This window comes from Veillonella parvula (assembly GCF_032577575.1).
GTDB lineage: Bacteria > Bacillota > Negativicutes > Veillonellales > Veillonellaceae > Veillonella.
In genome coordinates this window covers 46,313-65,670 of record NZ_JAWFVO010000002.1, presented here as the reverse complement: position 1 = coordinate 65,670, position 19,358 = coordinate 46,313, and the positions used below count along the sequence as shown (strand labels likewise).

Here is a 19,358-nt window from a genome sequence, read left to right as displayed (position 1 = left end):
TAGAAAACCACCTAGGCTATGCTTAGGTGGTTTCTTAGAATGGCGGTGTAACTATGCGTATGTATGATATTATTCTGAAGAAAAGGGCGGACTTGCCGTTATCAGATAAAGAAATCCGCTTTGTCATAGATGGCTATGTAAAGGGGGAAATCCCTGATTACCAAGTGAGTGCGCTCTTGATGACCATAGTTTTTAATGGTATGAATGCTCGCGAACTAGGAACTTTGACCTTGGCTATGGCTCAATCAGGTAATATGGTAGACTTATCGAATATTGATGGGATCACCGTAGATAAACATAGTACAGGTGGCGTAGGAGATAAGACCACACTTATTATTGCGCCTCTCGTAGCCGCTTGTGGAGGCAAGGTGGCTAAGATGTCTGGACGTGGACTTGGTCATACAGGTGGCACTATTGATAAGATGGAATCTATTCCAAATTTAAAGGTATCTTTAGAGCAAGATGCTTTTATCAATCAAGTTAATAAAATTGGTCTTGCTGTTATTGGTCAGTCGGAAGGGCTTGCACCTGCTGATAAAAAGCTATATGCTTTGCGCGATGTGACGGGAACTGTTGATAGTATCCCTCTTATTGCATCCTCTGTTATGAGCAAAAAATTGGCTTCTGGTGCTCAAGCAATTTTGTTAGATGTAAAGGTTGGCAGTGGTGCCTTTATGAAAAACATAGAGGATGCTAGTGAATTGGCTAAAGCAATGGTAGATATTGGAAAGGAAAATGGTCGTTCAGTTAAGGCTATTTTGACGGATATGGATCGACCGCTAGGCCATGCTATTGGAAATGCTTTGGAGATTCGCGAGGTTATTGATACGTTGAAAGGTCATGGTCCAGAGGATTTAACGCATGAATGTATTATCATGGCTGCTCATATGCTCGTATTGAGTCATATGTGTGATTATGAAACTGCTCTTAATCGTGTGCAACAAGCATTAGATTCTGGCGTAGCCCTAGAACGATTACGTTTAATGGTTGATGCTCAAGGAGGAGATAGCCGCGTTATCGATGATGAAAGTATATTGACAATCGGCCAGTTTACCTATGATGTGATAGCGCCTCAAGACGGTTATATTACCCATATGAATACAGAACAATGCGGGATTGCATCCGTTATGCTTGGAGCTGGTCGGACCGTTAAAGATGGCCCCATCGATTATAGTGCAGGTATTGTAATGCACAAAAAAACTGGGGACGCTGTCAGAATGGGTGAAAGGATAGCTACACTATATGCTTCTGATGAAAGCTTATTCACTAATGCGGCCCAGACCTATTTAGCGGCGATTACTATTGGTAATACTGCACCTAAAGTAGTGGATACTATACTAGATGTTGTAGAGTGAGGAGTGCAATATGAAAGAAAAGGATATTCAAAAGCTCATCAATCGTGCTATTGTGGCTCGCGACAAAACCTATAGTCCTTATTCACATTTTGGTGTGGGCGCAGCCCTTCTTTGCGAAGATGGAACCATCTATGAAGGGTGTAATATAGAAAACGCTTCTTATGGATTAACTAATTGTGCGGAGAGAACTGCTATATTTAAGGCTGTGTCGGAAGGGCAAACAAAATTTAAAGCCCTTGCCGTAGTTGCTGATACGGAAGGGCCTTGTGCACCATGTGGTGCTTGTCGTCAGGTGATTTCTGAATTTGAAATACCTCGTATTATAATGGCGAATTTAAGAGGGGACTATACAGTTGTTGAATTAGAAGGTTTATTACCTTTTAGATTTGGGGCCGATAACATATAAAAAAGAGACCACGTTGATGTGGTCTCTTTTTGGTATACCTTAGAATGCAGGAACAATAGCACCTTGGTATTTTTCTTGGATGAATTTGATAATTTCAGGACTATGAAGTGCAGCCATCAATTTTTTGATGCGAGGGTCATTTTCATTGCCTTTAAGTACAGTTACGATATTTACGTAAGGGGAATCGTTATTTTCAATTGCCAATGCATCTTTGCCAGGGTTAAGACCTGCGTTTAATGCAAAGTTAGTGTTGATAGCGGCTAAGGCTACATCGTCAAGGGAACGAGGTACTTGTGCTGCTTCTAATTCTACGAATTGATATTCGTTAGGGTTCGCAGTAATATCTTGCACTGTAGATAAGATGTTTGTAGAGTCTTTTAATGTAATTAGACCTTGTTTTTGTAATAACAATAATGCACGGCCACCGTTTGTAGGGTCATTAGGAATAGCGATTTTAGCGCCTTTTGGAAGATCTTTCAAATCTTTGATTTTACGGGAGTATAAACCCATTGGCTCAAGATGAACACCACCGGCAGATACTAAGTCAAGTTTGTGAGCTTTTGCGAATTCCTCCATGTAAGGTACGTGTTGGAAGAAGTTGGCATCAATTTCTTTGTCCCCTAAAGCCAAGTTAGGTGTGTTGTAATCAGTAAATTCAGTGATTTTTAATTCGATACCATCTTTTGCTAAGATTGGTTTAACTTGTTCCAAAATTTCTGCGTGAGGTACTGCTGTTGCCCCAATTTTTAATACTTGTTTGCCATCGCTAGCAGCTTGTTTGTTGTCGTTACCACAGCCTGCGATTAATAAAGCGCCGCCAAGGATTACAGTAGCTGCCAATGCTAAAAATTTTCTCATTAGACACACTCCTTATACAATAATTACATATAAAACATTAAATCTATAGTACTAAATAATTTCCTATCTATCAAGAAGGAATTATTATAGGTTCTCCATAACTAAAAACTATGGAGAACCTATAATATAAGTATGTTCATTTTTAAAATAATTTGCCCATGATAAGTCCAATCGCCCACATTAGTTGATAAATCATAGCTGCCCCAGCGGTAGTACCCATAGCCTTATCTAGTTGGAACTCATCTGTATTGGTAGATAATGTATGAATTGTTTTGAAAGCTAGTGGTGCTGCAAGGAATGCTAATAAGGCGAACCATGTCATATGGCCTACTATAATCCAAGCAATGATCCAAATAAAATTGAAAATATATGAGATACTCATTAAGCTGAGTGCTCTTTCACGACCAAGCACGATTGGCAACGTGTGACGTCCATGGCTTTCATCATTACGAATATCTCGGATATTATTCGTCAACATGATGGAACCAACTAGCAATGTAGATGAAATTGCAGGAATTAACAGGGCTAAGGATAATTCTCGTGTCCAAGCATAGCCTGTAATGAGTACGATAGCAAAACCCATGGCGATACCAGAGGAAATTTCTCCAAATGGTGTTCGAGAAATTGGTTTTGGACCGCCAGAGTAAAGGAAACTAATTAGAATACATAGGAAGCCTACCGGGATGTAGTACCAAGTTATAGTAGCAGATAAATAAAGACCAATAATAATGGGTACAAACATGAGTACTTTAATCATCGTTATAATGAGCTCTGGTGTTATAACGCCACGTGTGATAGAACCAGCATTACCTACCTTTTGACCAGCATCGAGTCCAGATTTAAAGTCTTTATATTCATTCCATAAATTAGCTACAATTTGGGCTGTTACAACAGCTAAAAATATGAGCATTGTATGGAAAATGGCAAGACCTGTACCCTGAGCAGCACCAAATGCATAATAACTAAAGGCGGCACCTAAAATGGTAGGCCCCAATGCAGCAGCTAATGTGCGAGGCCTAGTGAGAGGAATTAATTCTTGTATCATGTTAAAAGCACACCGAGTGTGCACTCCTTTCCATTTCTCATACATATATCATCTTTACATGTCTATTTATGTATTGTATAGCAGAAAGGTAAGCTTGTAAATTATACTATACAGTTATATATGTCGATATAGTATAATAATTAATATATGCAGTATAGATTCTCCTTTAAACTCTTAATATATACTGCATAGATTATCTAACAATCTATATATAGTGTATTGTTAAAAAGGTGAGGTGTCTTATGAGAACTCTCAATAAAAAGTTGATGACATTGGCTTGTGCCACCTGTTTAACTGTGGGTATGGGGGCAGTGGCATGTGCTGATACGGTAGATTTAGGTTATGGTATGTACGGCACAACTTCCCCAACTGTGAAAGCTGTAGAAGTTGTGCATATTTCTACTGATGCAAGATTGCGTAATCAAGAACAAGATAAATTTCTCAAAGTAGCAAATAAATCTGCTGTTGATACTATTAATAATGTTGTGAAAGTACAGACTGGTGTAGCTGTTGAACCAGTGAAGGGGGATTTTCTTGATGGTTACTCCTTCTATCAACTGCAAGGTACTGATAAACAAGGACATCATATAGGTGGTTTAATTGTTATTAACTATTCTAAAAATGCAATTGATCAAGTTATAGGTATGAATAAGACTATTTTAGAGAAGGGGTCAGATGCGGAAAAAGCTGCATTAAAGCATTCTATCTCTAAATATGTAGAATCTTACTCCAAAGAGACGGCCCAACAACAATTACAAGGCCTGAAGAGCAATACTATTGAAGGTGCTAAATTATCTAAAGATCTAAAAACGATAAATGATAAGTTACCTTCTCAAATTATAGGTGTCTTTGATAAAATGCTTGCCACAGATAAGAAATCATCTCCTAAAAGTATAGAAGAGGTCCGTTCTTATGTAGACTTTATGGCAAAACAAGTAAGCCTAGATGCAACGCATGTGGCCTATAAACCTGTTCAAACACGCTATGGTACAGCTGTGACAGGCGATTTACGCGGTAGTCTAAAATATGATGGCTTTAGAAATACCTATTCCTTAATTGGTTATGCTGTTCCTACAGATAAAGGTGTATCTTTACAGCTTTTAATGTCTGATGACTCTAGCCATGATTATTGGGCTAATGAGTTGAATCATATGTATCAAACACAATCTCTCAAGGGAGGAAAATAATATGAAATCTTTGAAAGTATTGGCTTGTGCAGCTTGCCTAATGGGTACTGTATCTGGCGTAGGTTTTGCTAAGGATGTACAAACAATTGCAGGATCCATGATAGTGCCTAACAATGTAACTGTTGTTTCTGCATCCAAAACAAATACACGTGATTTTGTAGAAAAACAATTAAATGAAGAACCTTCAAAATCTACGATGTCGAATATGATGGCAAAGGAATTTTTCCAAAACTTTGGTACTAATTTTGATATATACCAATTGCAAGGGGCAGATAAAACTGGTCAAAAAGATGCATTCGTAGTGGCTGTAGATGTTAAACAAATAGCGCAACAAGTGGCTAAAGAAAAGGCTAATGACCCTATGTTTATAGCGGCAATGGCCGCTATTGATAAAGGTCAAATTGATCCTGTAACAGAGCAACTTCTATTAGGAACAATAAATAAACAGATTCCCACTAGCACAACGGTAGTTCCTTTAAATGGACCTATTAATGTATCTAGTCGTGATCCCCAAAAAGCAACGATTATGCCTAAAACACTTAAAACTCTAACCGTAGAAAATGCAGAACAAGTACATCCGGTGGCTGGTACAAAATATCAAACATATGCAGCAAGCTCTCGCTTGTTATATGCAGATGGAAATGTACAAACTCCACTCTATGCAAATGCTGCATTTGTGTTGAAGCCAGGAAAACCAGTGTTGTATGTAGGTATAACAACTGATGTACAACGTGATTATTTCAAACCAATATTTGACAATGCATTCAAATCAATTAAATAATTGGTTATATACGTACTTTTATTTTATATGTGATATATTGAGGTAAGTCATATATATTGAGGCATCAACATGAGTTTCTCGCCTTAAATATAGTCATATTAATTTATATTTATTTATAAAAGGAGATTTATCATGAAAACAATTTCTACAGACAAAGCACCAGCAGCAGTAGGCCCTTACTCTCAAGCTAAAGTGGTTGGCGGTTTATTATTTGCTTCTGGTCAAATTCCACTCAATCCTGCAACTGGTACAGTTGTTGAAGGGGGCATTGTAGAGCAAACTGAACAAGTATGCAAAAATATTGAAGCCGTATTGACTGAAGCTGGTACAGACTTTTCCAAGGTTGTTAAAACAACTTGCTTCTTAGCTGATATTGGTGATTTCAAAGCATTTAATGAAGTGTATGCTAAATATTTCACTTCTAAACCAGCTCGTTCATGTGTAGCAGTAAAAGACCTTCCATTAGGCGTTATTGTAGAAGTGGAAATTATTGCGGAAGTATAAGATGGATTATATTTCTTTGTTACAGTCAGAGATGCGTCCTGCCTTCGGTTGTACTGAGCCAATTGCATTGGCTTATGCGGCTGCGAAGGCAGTCTCTGTTTTAGATGAGTTTCCTAACCATATTCACGCAAGATGCAGCGCGAATATTATCAAAAATGTAAAATCTGTAGTCATTCCAAATTCTGGGGGGCGAAAAGGACTAACGGCGGCCGCTACACTGGGTGCTATTGTAGGTCATCCAGAGCGTGAACTTGAGGTGTTGGAATCTGCTACAGACGAAGATCGCAAATGGCTTGGTACATTGCTTGATGCTAACTTCTGTACCGTTTCACTTGCTGAAGGCGTAGATAATCTATATATAGAAATCACTGCAGAAACAGATGAACATACAGCGGTTGTTCGCATTGAAAATGACCATACGAATGTAACATATGTATCAGTAGATGGCGAGATTGTCTCTGAAACAGTCAATGAAATCAAGAAAGCGGCTAAAACAGAATATGCCATGACTTTCGATAGCATTTATAAATTTGCCTTAACCGGTGATATTTCTGGTATCCTTCCCCAAATAAAACAACAAGTTGAGTATAATACTGCTATATCTAAGGAAGGTCTGTCCAATGATTACGGTGCTAACATTGGTCAATTATTATTGGACGATGAAAATCCATCTCTTGAAACAAAATGCAAGGCTCGTGCCGCGGCCGGCTCTGATGCGCGTATGAGTGGATGTCCATTGCCTGTAGTTATTTGCTCTGGCTCTGGTAATCAAGGTTTAACCGTGTCTGTACCAATCATTACGACTGCCGAGGAACTTGGTAAAAGTGAAGATGAATTGTATCGCGCTCTCGTCTTTGCTAACTTGCTAACTCTTTACGTTAAATCTGGTATTGGTAAATTGTCTGCATACTGTGGCGTTGTATCTGCCGGTGTGGTAAGCGTAGCAGGCATAGCCTTTTTGAAAGGTGATAGTAAAGATATCATTGAGAATACCCTTGTAAATGGTCTTGCAAGTCTATCTGGTATCGTATGTGATGGTGCGAAACCATCCTGTGCAGGTAAAATTGCAATTTCCCTTGATGGCGCCTTTATGGGATATAAACAAGCTCGCCTTAACAAAAACTACCAAAAAGGCGATGGCCTTGTAGCATACTCCGTTGATGAAACTATCCGCAGTATTGGTGCTGTGGCACAAGGTATGAAAGAAACGGACGTAGTTATATTGAATGAAATGCTAAAACACTAAACTGCAAGTGACGTGGTTAGCTGAATATAAAAAGAACCCTTCGTTGGTCTGTACCTTCAAAAATTGTGTCCAATTTTTGGGGTACAGTTCACGTGAAGGGTTCTTTTTTGTTTATTGTAATTTTTTAGGATCTTTAAGTATCAATGAAGCCCCAAGACCTACTACTAGGAATGGTACGAGTGTCATCATAGCGGCAGGTAAAGAATAGGTATCCGCAAGGTTACCTACTACAGGTGCGATGATACCGCCGATAGTTTGGCTCACCCCGAGGGTAATACCGGACGCAAAGCCGATGCTTTTAGCAAGGTAGGTTTGACCTAGTACGATAACTGGGCTGTAGCTAAGAGCTTTAGCCGCGCCAATCATGAGTAGTAACATATAGGCTATAGGCATCATGATAACAGGGGAGAAGGTTGGCACTTCTGTTAATAGGAACATGGCTGGCAACCAAATCAATAGGGATAGTCTAATGATTTTGATGGGACCATATTTGTCGCCTAATAGACCGCCAATATATGTCATGAAGATGCCGATACTAAAGAATATGGTTAATGCAAAGCTACCTTGCTCTGGGCTAGTGCCGAGTTCACGAGTCCAGAAGATAGGAATGAATGCATTGATAACGCGGAAGTTTACCGATTGGCTTAGGATGATAACGAATAAGATACCAAAGTATTTCCAGTAATTTTTGAGCGATTTTGTTACCAGTGTAGGATTTTCCATAGCTACCGCTTGGTCGATAGTTCGTGCATGAGTTACTATGCGCGGCATGAGGACGAACAAAACCGTTGAGATAATAAGACCTACTACGGTGAAAGCTGCCAGTCCATGAGGACCTACTGTATAGGCAATAGAGCCTGCAAAGAGTGGGCCGATGGCAAAACCAGAGCTACCGCCGATGGCGAAGGTCCCCATGGCTTTACCTTTTTTACCGCCTCCGAGGCGATTCATAATTTTGGCTCCTTCAGGGTGGAAGATAGAGGAGCCTACACCAGCTAAGGTAGCACAAACAAGCAAGCTTTCATAAGAGGTTACAAAACCCATGGCACCTGTGCTACAAGCTGAGAGCAGAACACCTAAGGCGATTAGCCGTGGCTGATTGATCTTGTCAGAGACATAACCTAATAATGGCTGTAACAATGAAGATAATGCTGTATTGGCTAATATGAGAAAGCCTGCCTGCTCTAAACTAAGTCCATAAGTGTAGATAAATAATGGCAAGAGGGCAGGTAATACACTTTGACAGGAGTCGTTAATCATATGACTCACCGTAATGAGATAAGGGTAATATTTTTTCATAGTAGTGGTCCCTTCGCAAAAAAGCGCTAACCATGGTTAGCGCTTTATATATTTTATATGGCAGAGGAGGAGGGATTTGAACCCCCGCGCCGGTTGCCCGACCTACCGCATTTCGAGTGCGGACCCTTCAGCCTCTTGGGTACTCCTCCGTGTTTTACGGCGCTCTTTAAAAAAGTCTTTCATGATTTGACTACATTCATCACCAAGGACACCCGATGCTAATTCGGGTTCATGATTTAAACCAGGGTGAGAGAGTACATTGAAAAGAGACTCTACAGCGCCTCCTTTGTAATCACTTGCACCATATACAACACGGTCAATACGACTGTTGATGATGGCTCCAGCGCACATCGGACACGGCTCTATCGTAACATACAGGGTACAACCAGTCAACCGCCAGCGCTTGAGTACATCGCATGCTTCGCGGATGACGAGCACTTCTGCATGAGCTGTTGCATCGTGATCTAATTCACGGCGATTATGGTGGCGTGAAATGATTGTATTGTTTTGCACTAAGATAGCGCCGATAGGAATTTCTCCTAGGTTATAGGCCTTGCGAGCTTCCTCTAGAGCAAACGCCATGAAATACTCGTCACGGCTACGCTCATCCATATTTTTAATCTCTATAGGTGTAATGTTCTTTGTCATTCTCATACCTCTTAATGTATAATATCTTACATAAAGTCTATCATAGTGTGCGAAGTTATGCGAATAGATTGTGTGAGGGTATTATGGATATTATTTGGTATATATTTGATATGATTGGCACTATTGCCTTTGCTATCTCCGGAGCACTTGTTGGGGTGGCGCGGAGAATGGATATATTTGGTATGGCTGTATTGGCACTGGCTACGGCAATCGGTGGTGGAATTGTACGTGATGTTCTCTTGGGGTATTTTCCGCCGAATTCGTTACGCAATATTGTATATGTAACTGTGGTTATTTCCGTAACAATTATCGTATTTATTATCTATAACAGCCGTTATCGCAAGCATGCTATGGGCCCTCGTAGCCGAGCAAGCTATTTATTAGCCGATGCAGTCGGGTTGGCATCTTTTACAGTAACTGGAGCATCTGCAGGATTTAAACTATATCCTGAGTTGCCAATTTTCATTGTTTTATTAGGAACTATTACTGCTGTTGGTGGTGGTATTATCCGAGATATGCTGGCTCAACGGATTCCGTCTGTTTTAAAAGAAGATGTGTATGCTCTACCTAGTGTTATTGGGGGCATCGTTTATTACTTAATGGTTATTTCTAACTGGGTTGGAGAGGCTGTATATGGTGCGTTTACCGTTGTACTAGTTATCCGTTTACTAGCTATTAAATATAATTGGAGCTTACCCAAAGTGCGCTAAAGCTAAAGGCACTGCATTTGAGAAATAACAGGTAAATGATATAATTATACTATTAAGTATTTCATAAAAGTGTCAGAAAAAAAGAGTATTATATAAGAGTTAATTTTCGAGTCGAGAGTACTCGTGTACACAGAAGGAGATTTGCTTTATGACAAATAAATGGTTGAAAGTAGCATTAATGGTTACAGCCATTGCTACAGGTACATCCATCAAAATTGATGCAGAAACCGTATTATATGTACCTCAAGATGATCGTCCTGTAAGTTTGCAATATACAGTTGATACAGCTCGTGAGGCGGGTATGACTGTGTTGACACCACCTCAACACTTGATTTCTGGTAAGACGTACCAAGGTCAAGCTGATCAAATTATGGCTTGGGTAGAGCAAAATGCAGGTCGTGCTGATGTTATGGTATTAAGTACAGATACTCTTATTTATGGAGGTCTTGTAGATTCTCGTAAACATAATATTCCTCTTAGCACATTGCAAAATCGCTTGAAACGTATTGAAGGTTTAAAAGCGCGTAATAAAAATGTACGCATCTATGGATTTGGTACCGTAATGCGTTCCCCACGCGCGAGTGGTGGTGGTACTGAACCGGCCTACTATGCGGAATATGGCCCAACTATCTTCCAAATCGCTGCATTACAAGATAAATTAGATTCTGGCTCTTTAACGCAAGAAGAAACTCAAAAATTGATGAGCCTACAAGCCTCTGTTCCTGTGGAATACTTGCAAGACTGGTTTGACCGCCGTCAAAAAAATATGAAAATCAACAAAGAGTTGATTGATGAAACTCGCAGTGGTGTATTCGACTACTTTGCATTAGGTCATGATGATACATCTCAATTATCTCAATCCGCTCTAGAAGGTCGTTACCTTAACAAATATTCCAAGGATATTTCTGTTGAAAAATACGGTAGCTTCCCTGGTGCTGACCAACTTGGTCTCTTATTGATGGCGCGTTCCCGTACCGATGTGAGCACAGAAAAACCTACATTCTCCGTAATTTATCCACTCGGTGGCGGAGGTAAAACATTACCAGGTTACGAAGATCAAACGATTGATAAAACAATTGCTCAACACGTTGAGGCTGTAGGTGGCACGATGGTGACACAAGGTAAACCAACTGTATTATTGGCTGTTAATACACCTCTTACTACGAGTACAGGCGAGTCTGAAAACTTCGAAAACTTCCCAATGATCTCTAACTCTACAAATGCTTTCGTAGATCGCATTCAACAAGCTGTTGACTCTGGTGTGAACGTAAGCGTTGCAGATATTGCTTTCAATAATGGCGCAGATAATACATTGGTATCCGCTATGTATAAACGAGATTTGTTGTACAAAATCGGTGCGTATAATGGTTGGAATACAGCAAGTAACACAGTAGGTTACGCTATTGCTCAAGGATTATTGCTTAAATCTATGAGTCCAGAAGGTCATCGTGATATGTTGACGCAACAATATTTGGATAACTGGGCATATCAAGCAAATATCCGCAAAGATATTTATCGTATGCAAGATTCTATCAGAACAGACAATGTTCGTTACTCTGGTGAATTAAATGAACGTCTTGAAAGTTATTTAGGTGAACGCATTCAAGATTTCGCTGAAAAATACCTTAAAATCAATCCTCGTACAGTAAAAGCTACATTCCCATGGGGACGTCTATTTGAAACGGATATCACTGTTTATGACAAACCAGTGGTACCACTTGAAAAAGAATTACGCTTGAAACGAGAAGCTGAAGCAAAAGCTAAGGCTGAAGCAGAAGCTAAGGCTAAGGCAGAAGCGGCTGCTAAAGCAAATGGTCAGGCTGTACCAGCTCAACCGGCACAACCTGAAAAAGCTGCAACACCTCAACCCCCTACATCTACATCTCCGGTAGTTAAACAACCAGCTACAGAGTCTCAAGGTCCACGTGTGGTACCGACACCTGCAGTGGCACCTGGTCAATAGTGAATAGGCAATGGCTATGAAAAAAGCGTTTTTACCGGAAATTACTTATATGCGAGGCCTCTGTATGCTCGGTGTTATCGGCATTCATGTAGGATCTTACGCATTGCAAAATCCTTTTGTAAATTTAGAACTCATCAGCGTGTTAGAAATTCTCTCTCGCTTTGGAGTGCCTGCGTTTTTCTTCCTCTCTGCATTTGGCTTGTTTTATCATACCTCGGTAGAGGGACCATTCTCATATAAGGAATTTATGCACCGCCGCATTCAGGTGGTGCTATTTCCATATATTACGTGGTCCATCTTTTACTTGCTATATACAGGGATGACAGCTCATAACCTTGGCAATTTACATCCAGGGCCGTTGGCGATAAATCTACTCTTTGGTACCTCTATGTATCATCTATATTTTATGGTTATTTTGCTATGGTTCTACGTGATGATGCCATTATGGCGGGCCATGGTGAAAGTCATCTTAAAACGGCCTGTATTTTGGTTGGTGTTACTATTTGTCATCCAAGTTGGTATCGATTATGTTTCGTCTTACATGCTTGGCCGTTGGGTAACAGAAAATCTAAGCAATCAGCCAGTTCTTAAATATCTTTTTGATATGCGACTCAACTATTGGGTTATTCATTATGTGTGGATTTTCCTTTTAGGTGCCGTATGTGCTGAACGATATGAACCCGTCTGCGAATATATGTGGCGTTATCGTTACCTTTTAGGCGTCAGCGCGGTAAGCTCCATATTGTTGATGCTTGGCTCCTATTACTATGTCATGGACGTATGGCATTACACTGTGTTAGAAGCAATTTACACGGTACATCAAATGAGTCCTATGGGCGTTCTTTATACAGGATTGGGAACGATGTTTAGTTTGTTCCTATTCCAAAGGCTACCTATGAATGTGACGATGGAGTCCATTTGGTCTGAGATAGGCGATAAATCGTATGGTATTTATTTATCACATCCATTTTGGTTGTTAATCATTTCGGGTGTGATGGCTAAATATAATCTCTTGTATACGGTGTCCAACGTGTTAATTATGTATATTATGGCGTTGGGATTATCCTATTTGTCTACGGTGGCTCTTAATTATATGCCTAAATCTATCCGTAAATTTATACTGGGGCATTAGTCTAGTATGGGAACTATTGTATAGAGAAACCTAATTGGTACTAGTACTCTAATGGTGTACCTAGTTTTAGTTATTTCTGTAGTGCTGATTTAGTATTAAAATAATATTTGTTATACATCCGCTAGGATATAGTTTTTAACTATGGTATCCTAGCGGATTTTTGTATATCGAATTAATATCTTTCACAAAGTAAAGTGTGAAAATTTGAAAGTAATTGTGTTATAATAAGTCCATGATGATTACCACTTGATAGAGTAACGAAATAGAAAAAGAGGTGCTCCTATGCAAGAATTAACATATTTTAACGGTGAATTCGTCGAACCAGGTGCCAAAGTTATCAGCATTGATGACCGTGGCTATTTATTTGGTGACTCTGTATATGAAGTTGTTCGCGTCGTAAAAGGCCGTTGCTTCGCTTTGTCTTACCACCAAGATCGCTTGTATCGCTCTATGCGTGAAATGGATATCCCTGTAAAAATGACCCCTGATGATTTGACAGAATTGCACGAAATTTTGATCGAGCAAAGTGAAATCAAAGAGGGCTATATTTATTTACAAATCTCTCGTGGTGTAGCACCACGTCATCATGCTTATGATCGCTCTAAATTAGAACCACAAATGCTTATGTCTATCCGTACCTTGGATTTAGATGAAGTCAATAAATTGGGTGAAGGTGTAAAAGCGATAGCTTTGCCTGATGAACGTTGGGAACATGTAGATATTAAGACCACTAACTTGATCCCGAATATTTTGGCGCAAACAAAAGCAGAAAAGAAATTTGCCTATACAGCCATCTTGTTCCGTGATGGCATTTGTACAGAGGGCGCTACATCTAATGTGTTTGCTGTTAAAGATGGTATCTTGTACACGCATCCAGCGGATAATCATATCTTAAAAGGTATTACGCGCCAAATGATCTTAACCCGTGTAGCACCATCTTTAGGTATTACCATTATTGAGAAAGAATTTGACCGCACCTTTGTAGATGAAGCGGACGAACTATTCTTTACCGATACAATTGGTGGTGTCATCCCAATTACTAAGCTAGACAGAAATCCAGTATCTGGTGGTAAACCAGGTGCTATTACACTTCGTCTACGCGAAGCACTAGAAAAATTGATGGAAGAAGGACTACCTTGATAGATAAGCTGCTTTCATCAAATGTTAAACATTTACCTTAAGAAAGGAAATTATTTTGATACAATTAGAACACATTAGTAAAGTCTATGAAGGCGCTACTCGTGTGGAAGCGTTGAAAGATATTAGCCTAAATGTGAAAGAAGGCGAAATCTTTGGCATTATCGGTCAATCCGGTGCCGGTAAATCCACATTGATTCGTTGCATCAATATGCTCGAAGCACCTACATCTGGCTCTGTTATCGTAAATGGTACAGATTTAACAACACTTAGCAAATCTGATTTGCGTAAAGCGCGCAAAGATATTGGCATGATTTTCCAACATTTTAACCTATTGTCCTCTCGTACCGTATATGACAATGTGGCATTTCCGTTGGAATTACAAGGAATGAGCAAATCTGAAATCAAGGAACGCATTACGCCAATTCTTGATATCGTAGGCCTTACAGACCGGATGAACAACTATCCATCTCAATTGTCTGGTGGTCAAAAACAACGTGTTGGTATTGCTCGTGCTTTAGCGTCTAATCCAAAGGTTCTCCTTTGTGACGAAGCTACATCTGCCCTTGATCCTCAAACAACAGATTCTATTTTGAAATTGTTGAAAAATATTAACGAGAAGATGGGGCTCACTATTGTGCTCATTACACATGAGATGCACGTTATCCGTGAAATCTGTGATCGCGTGGCGGTTATTGAAGGCGGCATAATACTTGAAGAAGGTAGCACGGTTGAAGTATTCACACATCCTCGCGAAAATACGACAAAAGAGTTTATTAGCTCTGTAGTGAGTGATAACTTACCTCCAGAAGCATTGGAACACTTGGAATTACATGATCAATGGATTGCAGGGACAGCACCTTTAGTGCGCCTCAAATTTACAGGACAAGCAACAGATGAGCCTGTAGTAGCAGGCCTTGTGAGACGCTTTAATTTAGATGTAAGCATCCTTTTTGGCGGCATTGATTACATCCAAAATACGAGCGTTGGTCGCCTCATCGTTATCTTGAATGGTGACCCAGAAAATGCGCAAGAAGGTTTGGACTACATCAAAACGTTACCAATTGAAAGCGAGGTGATCGGTTATGTCAGAGCAAATCATTAATCTACTCATAACTGGTACCCTTGATACATTGCAAATGACGATAATTTCTACTGTAATGGCAATGTTATTAGGTATTCCTCTTGGTGTTGTTCTGGTTGTTACTTCTAAAGGTCATATCTTGGAAAATGTAACACTCAATAAAGTATTGGGTGCCATTGTCAATGCAACGCGTTCTGTACCTTTCATCATCTTGATGGTTGCTATCATTCCGTTTACTCGTATGGTGGTAGGTACATCCATTGGTACAACTGCAGCATGCGTGCCGTTGACCATTGCGGCAATTCCATTTTTGGCACGCCTTGTAGAAACGTCTATTAAGGACATCAATTTTGGCGTTATCGAGGCGGCTCAATCCATGGGGGCAAGCCCATTACAAATCATTTGGAAAGTATTATTACCAGAAGCATTGCCAACAATTATTGACAATGTAACGGTTCTTATCGTTAACCTCATCGGTTACTCTGCGATGGCTGGTGCTATTGGTGGTGGTGGCCTTGGGGATATTGCTATCCGATATGGTTACCAACGTTTCCAAGCCGATATTATGATCACTACAATCATCATCTTGATTGTATTGGTACAAGTTGTACAAATGATTGGTGATGCTTGGTCTAAAGCGATGAATAAGAAGTAGGAGGATCCTATGAGTATCAATGAAAAATTGAGAAGTCAACAAAATGACGAATTGTTCACCGCCATTTTAACGCTTGAAAATACAGAGGAATGCTATGCATTTTTTGAAGATATCTGTACGATTAACGAATTAAAAGCATTATCTCAACGCTTACAAGTAGCAAAAATGCTTCGCGCAGGGGATAGCTATGAGAAAATCGTAGAAGAAACAGGTGCGAGTACTGCAACGATTAGTCGTGTAAAGCGCTGTTTAGTATATGGTGCAGATGGTTATACATTGGCTCTCGATCGTCTAGGTGCAAAATAAAATAAATTAGCATGACAACGGTGGCCTTTGGCGACCGTTGATGTGCTATCTGTAGGAGGTTTATTATGGAGTGGCTCATTACGGTAACAGGTTTACCATTTGATATCCTTATACTCGTTTTACTCGCCGTAGCTGGTGCGTTTGCTGGCTTTGTAGACTCCATTGTAGGCGGGGGAGGCCTCATTTCTGTACCTGCCATGTTATTAACAAATCTTCCACCTAGTGTGGCTCTAGGCAGTAATAAATTATCCAGTATCTTTGGTGCTGGCAGTGCATCGATTACATTTTTGAGAAATCACATGGTTGATTTTTCCCTAGTTCGTAAATTACTGCCTTTTACCTTTGTGGGTTCTATGCTTGGTACCTTGGCGGTTGTTTCTTTACCACCGCTATATGTAAAGCCTATTATTATCATATTACTTGTTTGTGTAACACTCTTTGTGGTGTTCAAAAAAGACTGGGGTGAAATCAATCGTACATCTCAGGTAGCAGGAAAAGCGCTATATATTTGTATGGCTTTTGCTCTTGGCATTGGTATATATGACGGCTTTATTGGTCCTGGTACAGGTACATTTCTGATTATGGGCTTTATCTTTACAGGCTTTGATTTTTTACATGCATCTGCTAATGCAAAAATATTGAATTTTACTAGTAATTTGGCGTCTTTATTGGTATTTTTATATTTAGGACACGTCAATGTTAAGTATGGCCTTGCCACCGGGGCGGGTCAAATTATTGGCGCTTATGTAGGATCGCACCTCGCCATTGCAAAAGGCTCATCTTTGGTGCGAGTTGTATTCTTGTCGGTAACGACAGTTATGTTGTTGAAATTAGTCTATGACTATGTTTCAACTTTATAGGAGGGCAAGGTATGCCTCATAAAAGTGATGTACAAGTGGCATTGATCAGTGGTGGTACATCGGGTATTGGATTTGCTACGGCAAAGCTTTTACTCAAAGAAGGTTGGTGTGTAGTCATCAATGGTAGAAATGAAAAAGTTGGTCAAAAGGCTAAAACTAAGCTACGTCGTTATTCATCTAAGGTACAATATATTCAAGGTGATGTATCTAAAATTGAGGATTGTCAGCGAATTGTAAAAGAAACAGTAGATTTGTTTGGTGGAGTGTCTGCTCTTGTAACAGCTGCAGGCTACTATGAAGAAGAGTTGCTAGCTGATGTTACAGAGGCAGCTTTTGATGAAATGTTTGGGACTAATGTAAAAGGTACTGTATTCTTATGTCAAGCGGCGCTTCCCTATTTACGATCATCAAAGGGCAGTATTGTAACAATCGCTAGTGATGCAGGTTTACAAGGTAATGTAGCGTGTTCTGTATATGGTGCATCAAAGGGGGCTGTAGTGAGCTTTACAAAATCTCTATCCCTTGAAATGGCACCTCACAGTGTTCGTGTAAACTGTGTGTGTCCTGGTGATGTAGATACATCATTAGTGGACAAACAGATTGCTAATGCCAATCAAGATGCGGCAGCTGCAAAGGCTGAAATGGGCCAACATTACCCACTAGGTCGCATTGCTAAGCCCCATGAAATTGGCGAAGTAATTGTATTTTTGTTGAGTAATAAGGCTTCTTTTGTGACAGGTGCAGCATGGACAATCGATGGGGGACTCACAAGTTGGTAATATAGAAAATATTAGAAGCTGTTATATATGGATAATTAGAAAAATTCATTTCACTTCTATCAATAGAATGGTATAATAATACTAATAATAAGACCTATAGTTGGTTCACAACAAAGGAGAATACTTATGGCAGAATATAATGGCGTAACACTTGAGCCACTTATGGATGGATCTCAAGATCGTGACTATCAAGTTGAACAATTTATTTTCTGGGGGGCAGGTCGTGCGGCAGCATTGGCATTATCCTCTAAATTCAGCAGTGTCGCTTTGTGCGCCAATGCTACGTACATGGTAACTCGTATTGCTCATCTTTATGACGTAGAATTGCAAGCTGGTGCTGTAGTTGGTTTAGTAGGTGGTCTTAGCACAGCTGTAGGTACAGCTGCAGTATCCCTTCTAATTCCAATTAAAGCTGTTCGCGTTCCTGTAGCTATCGGTTTAACTTATGCTATTGGTAAAATTGCAAATATTTGGATTCAAGATGGTATGCCTTCTGATATCGAACGTTACAAACCGATGGTTGCTGAATTCCTTGAAAATGGTAAAGCTATTGCTTCTGAAATCGTTCGTGATGCAAGTGCTAGTATTCCATTCACTCAAGGTCAACGTGACGTATGGGCTGGGATTGCTAATGAAACAGGTCTTGCTAAAGAATCTTTAAAGCAAGTTTACGAAGAAAAAGTAACACCTGCCATCAATAAATGGAATAATGAAACAAAATATCAAATTCATGATAACGCAGCAGAAGTTGTAGCAAAGGTTTCTGATGCAGCGAAAGAAAAACTTGATTCTGCTAAAGAAGGTATTGAAGTAGCTAAAGAATTCGCAAAAGGTGGTGTAGAAGTAGCAAAAGCTTCTGCACAGGTAGCAGTAGAAACTGCAAAAACTAAAGCTTCTGATGCTGTAGAGACAGCAAAAGATGTTGCTACAAACACTGTTAACACAGCGAAAGATAAAATTGGCGGTTTGCGTAAATAAACGCTGAAGGATTATTATTACTATGAATCCATTTAAGATTATTAAATATGGTAAGTATTTTAGCGAATCAAGATTTTTAGGGTTTCTTGGTCGATATGGTAAGAAACTTGCCTTTGTACAACAAGCAGTAACCTTGTTCCTTTGTTTTCGCGACAAGGACACTCCCAAATATGTAAAAGCGGTCATTGCAGGTGCCTTAGGATATTTGGTATTACCTATTGATATTGTACCGGATACGATTGCTGTATTAGGTTGGGTAGATGATGTGGCAGTACTCGGATTAGCCTTTAAGATTGCGAATCGTTATATCAAAACGAGTCATCAAGAAGAGGCAAAAAAATTCTTTCCATTTGGTAGCAGTCGCTAACTTTTACCATTTTAGGCAGTTTGATCCATAGTGATTGAACTGCCTTTATTTATTTGAC

21 protein-coding genes and 1 tRNA gene are annotated in these 19,358 nt (G+C 39.7%); 17 read left to right on the top strand and 5 right to left on the bottom strand.

Translation table 11 applies throughout. From position 1 onward, the window contains the following. Positions 1-53: 53 nt before the first annotated feature. Both E7K77_RS04220 and E7K77_RS04215 read left to right on the top strand, forming a co-directional pair. Positions 54-1,355 carry a pyrimidine-nucleoside phosphorylase gene (locus E7K77_RS04220; RefSeq protein WP_278470458.1) on the top strand — a complete coding sequence of 434 codons (1,302 nt, stop codon included), beginning with the start codon at positions 54-56 and terminating at the stop codon, positions 1,353-1,355. Positions 1,356-1,365: 10 nt separating this feature from the next. Further along, the gene (locus E7K77_RS04215) at positions 1,366-1,761 is read left to right on the top strand and encodes a cytidine deaminase (protein ID WP_004698320.1); all 396 of its coding nucleotides are present in this window, start codon (positions 1,366-1,368) and stop codon (positions 1,759-1,761) included. 39 nt (positions 1,762-1,800) lie between these two features. Here the strand turns inward: E7K77_RS04215 and E7K77_RS04210 are convergent, their stop codons facing one another. Further along, entirely contained in the window at positions 1,801-2,619 is an 819-nt protein-coding gene (locus tag E7K77_RS04210; protein WP_004698373.1) for a MetQ/NlpA family ABC transporter substrate-binding protein, read from the bottom strand. A gap of 142 nt (positions 2,620-2,761) precedes the next feature. Next, positions 2,762-3,664 carry a 1,4-dihydroxy-2-naphthoate octaprenyltransferase gene (gene menA / locus E7K77_RS04205; protein ID WP_278470461.1) on the bottom strand — a complete coding sequence of 301 codons (903 nt, stop codon included), beginning with the start codon at positions 3,662-3,664 and terminating at the stop codon, positions 2,762-2,764. 242 nt (positions 3,665-3,906) lie between these two features. Between menA and E7K77_RS04200 the strand changes: the two genes are divergently transcribed. The 4 genes from E7K77_RS04200 to E7K77_RS04185 all read left to right on the top strand — a co-directional run bounded on the left by E7K77_RS04200 (position 3,907) and on the right by E7K77_RS04185 (position 7,382). Continuing rightward, positions 3,907-4,851 carry a hypothetical protein gene (locus tag E7K77_RS04200; RefSeq protein ID WP_278470464.1) on the top strand — a complete coding sequence of 315 codons (945 nt, stop codon included), beginning with the start codon at positions 3,907-3,909 and terminating at the stop codon, positions 4,849-4,851. Position 4,852: 1 nt separating this feature from the next. Continuing rightward, entirely contained in the window at positions 4,853-5,632 is a 780-nt protein-coding gene (locus E7K77_RS04195; protein ID WP_287526866.1) for a hypothetical protein, read from the top strand. A 132-nt stretch (positions 5,633-5,764) separates the two neighbouring features. Continuing rightward, entirely contained in the window at positions 5,765-6,136 is a 372-nt protein-coding gene (locus E7K77_RS04190) for a RidA family protein (RefSeq protein WP_004698345.1), read from the top strand. Between the two features lies 1 nt (position 6,137). Continuing rightward, positions 6,138-7,382: an L-cysteine desulfidase family protein gene (locus E7K77_RS04185; RefSeq protein WP_325306304.1), complete on the top strand. Its 1,245-nt coding sequence runs from the start codon at positions 6,138-6,140 to the stop codon at positions 7,380-7,382. Positions 7,383-7,493: 111 nt separating this feature from the next. Here the strand turns inward: E7K77_RS04185 and E7K77_RS04180 are convergent, their stop codons facing one another. From E7K77_RS04180 to tadA, 3 genes are all read right to left on the bottom strand, one after another. Continuing rightward, positions 7,494-8,681: an MFS transporter gene (locus E7K77_RS04180; protein WP_325306303.1), complete on the bottom strand. Its 1,188-nt coding sequence runs from the start codon at positions 8,679-8,681 to the stop codon at positions 7,494-7,496. A gap of 58 nt (positions 8,682-8,739) precedes the next feature. Further along, positions 8,740-8,830 (bottom strand) — tRNA-Ser (locus E7K77_RS04175). Beyond that, positions 8,784-9,329: a tRNA adenosine(34) deaminase TadA gene (tadA, locus tag E7K77_RS04170; protein WP_278470555.1), complete on the bottom strand. Its 546-nt coding sequence runs from the start codon at positions 9,327-9,329 to the stop codon at positions 8,784-8,786. Before tadA ends, E7K77_RS04175 begins: the two co-directional genes overlap by 47 nt. A gap of 83 nt (positions 9,330-9,412) precedes the next feature. Between tadA and E7K77_RS04165 the strand changes: the two genes are divergently transcribed. The 11 genes from E7K77_RS04165 to E7K77_RS04115 all read left to right on the top strand — a co-directional run bounded on the left by E7K77_RS04165 (position 9,413) and on the right by E7K77_RS04115 (position 19,300). After that, a complete protein-coding gene (locus E7K77_RS04165; protein ID WP_004693621.1) occupies positions 9,413-10,039 on the top strand; it encodes a trimeric intracellular cation channel family protein in 627 nt (208 codons plus the stop codon). 148 nt (positions 10,040-10,187) lie between these two features. Then, complete coding sequence (locus E7K77_RS04160) at positions 10,188-12,002, top strand: DUF4127 family protein (RefSeq protein ID WP_278470473.1); 1,815 nt, start codon at positions 10,188-10,190, stop codon at positions 12,000-12,002. A 10-nt stretch (positions 12,003-12,012) separates the two neighbouring features. After that, complete coding sequence (locus E7K77_RS04155; protein WP_221741310.1) at positions 12,013-13,134, top strand: acyltransferase; 1,122 nt, start codon at positions 12,013-12,015, stop codon at positions 13,132-13,134. A 282-nt stretch (positions 13,135-13,416) separates the two neighbouring features. Next, complete coding sequence (locus E7K77_RS04150; protein ID WP_008602746.1) at positions 13,417-14,274, top strand: aminotransferase class IV; 858 nt, start codon at positions 13,417-13,419, stop codon at positions 14,272-14,274. Positions 14,275-14,329: 55 nt separating this feature from the next. Then, positions 14,330-15,376, top strand: a complete 1,047-nt coding sequence (locus tag E7K77_RS04145) for a methionine ABC transporter ATP-binding protein (protein WP_039965347.1) — start codon at positions 14,330-14,332, stop codon at positions 15,374-15,376. Next, complete coding sequence (locus E7K77_RS04140; protein WP_316581491.1) at positions 15,357-16,010, top strand: methionine ABC transporter permease; 654 nt, start codon at positions 15,357-15,359, stop codon at positions 16,008-16,010. The genes E7K77_RS04145 and E7K77_RS04140 overlap by 20 nt, the downstream gene beginning before the upstream one ends. 9 nt (positions 16,011-16,019) lie before the next feature. After that, positions 16,020-16,316: a YerC/YecD family TrpR-related protein gene (locus E7K77_RS04135; protein ID WP_004693609.1), complete on the top strand. Its 297-nt coding sequence runs from the start codon at positions 16,020-16,022 to the stop codon at positions 16,314-16,316. A 65-nt stretch (positions 16,317-16,381) separates the two neighbouring features. After that, on the top strand, positions 16,382-17,176 hold the full coding sequence (locus E7K77_RS04130; protein ID WP_316581492.1) for a TSUP family transporter: 795 nt from the start codon (positions 16,382-16,384) through the stop codon (positions 17,174-17,176). 11 nt (positions 17,177-17,187) lie between these two features. Next, entirely contained in the window at positions 17,188-17,955 is a 768-nt protein-coding gene (locus E7K77_RS04125; protein ID WP_021147817.1) for an SDR family NAD(P)-dependent oxidoreductase, read from the top strand. 126 nt (positions 17,956-18,081) lie between these two features. Next, positions 18,082-18,933: a hypothetical protein gene (locus tag E7K77_RS04120; RefSeq protein WP_077708199.1), complete on the top strand. Its 852-nt coding sequence runs from the start codon at positions 18,082-18,084 to the stop codon at positions 18,931-18,933. 22 nt (positions 18,934-18,955) lie between these two features. Continuing rightward, positions 18,956-19,300, top strand: a complete 345-nt coding sequence (locus E7K77_RS04115) for a YkvA family protein (protein ID WP_012863982.1) — start codon at positions 18,956-18,958, stop codon at positions 19,298-19,300. Positions 19,301-19,358 lie beyond the last annotated feature (58 nt).

Excerpts from the sequence above, each read along its gene's own strand:
- E7K77_RS04220 (WP_278470458.1), top strand. The coding sequence starts at position 54 with ATGCGTATGTATGATATTATTCTGAAGAAAAGGGCGGACTTGCCGTTA.
- E7K77_RS04215 (WP_004698320.1), top strand. The coding sequence starts at position 1,366 with ATGAAAGAAAAGGATATTCAAAAGCTCATCAATCGTGCTATTGTGGCT.
- E7K77_RS04210 (WP_004698373.1), bottom strand. The coding sequence starts at position 2,619 with ATGAGAAAATTTTTAGCATTGGCAGCTACTGTAATCCTTGGCGGCGCT.
- menA (WP_278470461.1), bottom strand. The coding sequence starts at position 3,664 with ATGATACAAGAATTAATTCCTCTCACTAGGCCTCGCACATTAGCTGCT.
- E7K77_RS04200 (WP_278470464.1), top strand. The coding sequence starts at position 3,907 with ATGAGAACTCTCAATAAAAAGTTGATGACATTGGCTTGTGCCACCTGT.
- E7K77_RS04195 (WP_287526866.1), top strand. The coding sequence starts at position 4,853 with ATGAAATCTTTGAAAGTATTGGCTTGTGCAGCTTGCCTAATGGGTACT.
- E7K77_RS04190 (WP_004698345.1), top strand. The coding sequence starts at position 5,765 with ATGAAAACAATTTCTACAGACAAAGCACCAGCAGCAGTAGGCCCTTAC.
- E7K77_RS04185 (WP_325306304.1), top strand. The coding sequence starts at position 6,138 with ATGGATTATATTTCTTTGTTACAGTCAGAGATGCGTCCTGCCTTCGGT.
- E7K77_RS04180 (WP_325306303.1), bottom strand. The coding sequence starts at position 8,681 with ATGAAAAAATATTACCCTTATCTCATTACGGTGAGTCATATGATTAAC.
- tadA (WP_278470555.1), bottom strand. The coding sequence starts at position 9,329 with ATGACAAAGAACATTACACCTATAGAGATTAAAAATATGGATGAGCGT.
- E7K77_RS04165 (WP_004693621.1), top strand. The coding sequence starts at position 9,413 with ATGGATATTATTTGGTATATATTTGATATGATTGGCACTATTGCCTTT.
- E7K77_RS04160 (WP_278470473.1), top strand. The coding sequence starts at position 10,188 with ATGACAAATAAATGGTTGAAAGTAGCATTAATGGTTACAGCCATTGCT.
- E7K77_RS04155 (WP_221741310.1), top strand. The coding sequence starts at position 12,013 with ATGGCTATGAAAAAAGCGTTTTTACCGGAAATTACTTATATGCGAGGC.
- E7K77_RS04150 (WP_008602746.1), top strand. The coding sequence starts at position 13,417 with ATGCAAGAATTAACATATTTTAACGGTGAATTCGTCGAACCAGGTGCC.
- E7K77_RS04140 (WP_316581491.1), top strand. The coding sequence starts at position 15,357 with ATGTCAGAGCAAATCATTAATCTACTCATAACTGGTACCCTTGATACA.
- E7K77_RS04135 (WP_004693609.1), top strand. The coding sequence starts at position 16,020 with ATGAGTATCAATGAAAAATTGAGAAGTCAACAAAATGACGAATTGTTC.
- E7K77_RS04130 (WP_316581492.1), top strand. The coding sequence starts at position 16,382 with ATGGAGTGGCTCATTACGGTAACAGGTTTACCATTTGATATCCTTATA.
- E7K77_RS04125 (WP_021147817.1), top strand. The coding sequence starts at position 17,188 with ATGCCTCATAAAAGTGATGTACAAGTGGCATTGATCAGTGGTGGTACA.
- E7K77_RS04120 (WP_077708199.1), top strand. The coding sequence starts at position 18,082 with ATGGCAGAATATAATGGCGTAACACTTGAGCCACTTATGGATGGATCT.
- E7K77_RS04115 (WP_012863982.1), top strand. The coding sequence starts at position 18,956 with ATGAATCCATTTAAGATTATTAAATATGGTAAGTATTTTAGCGAATCA.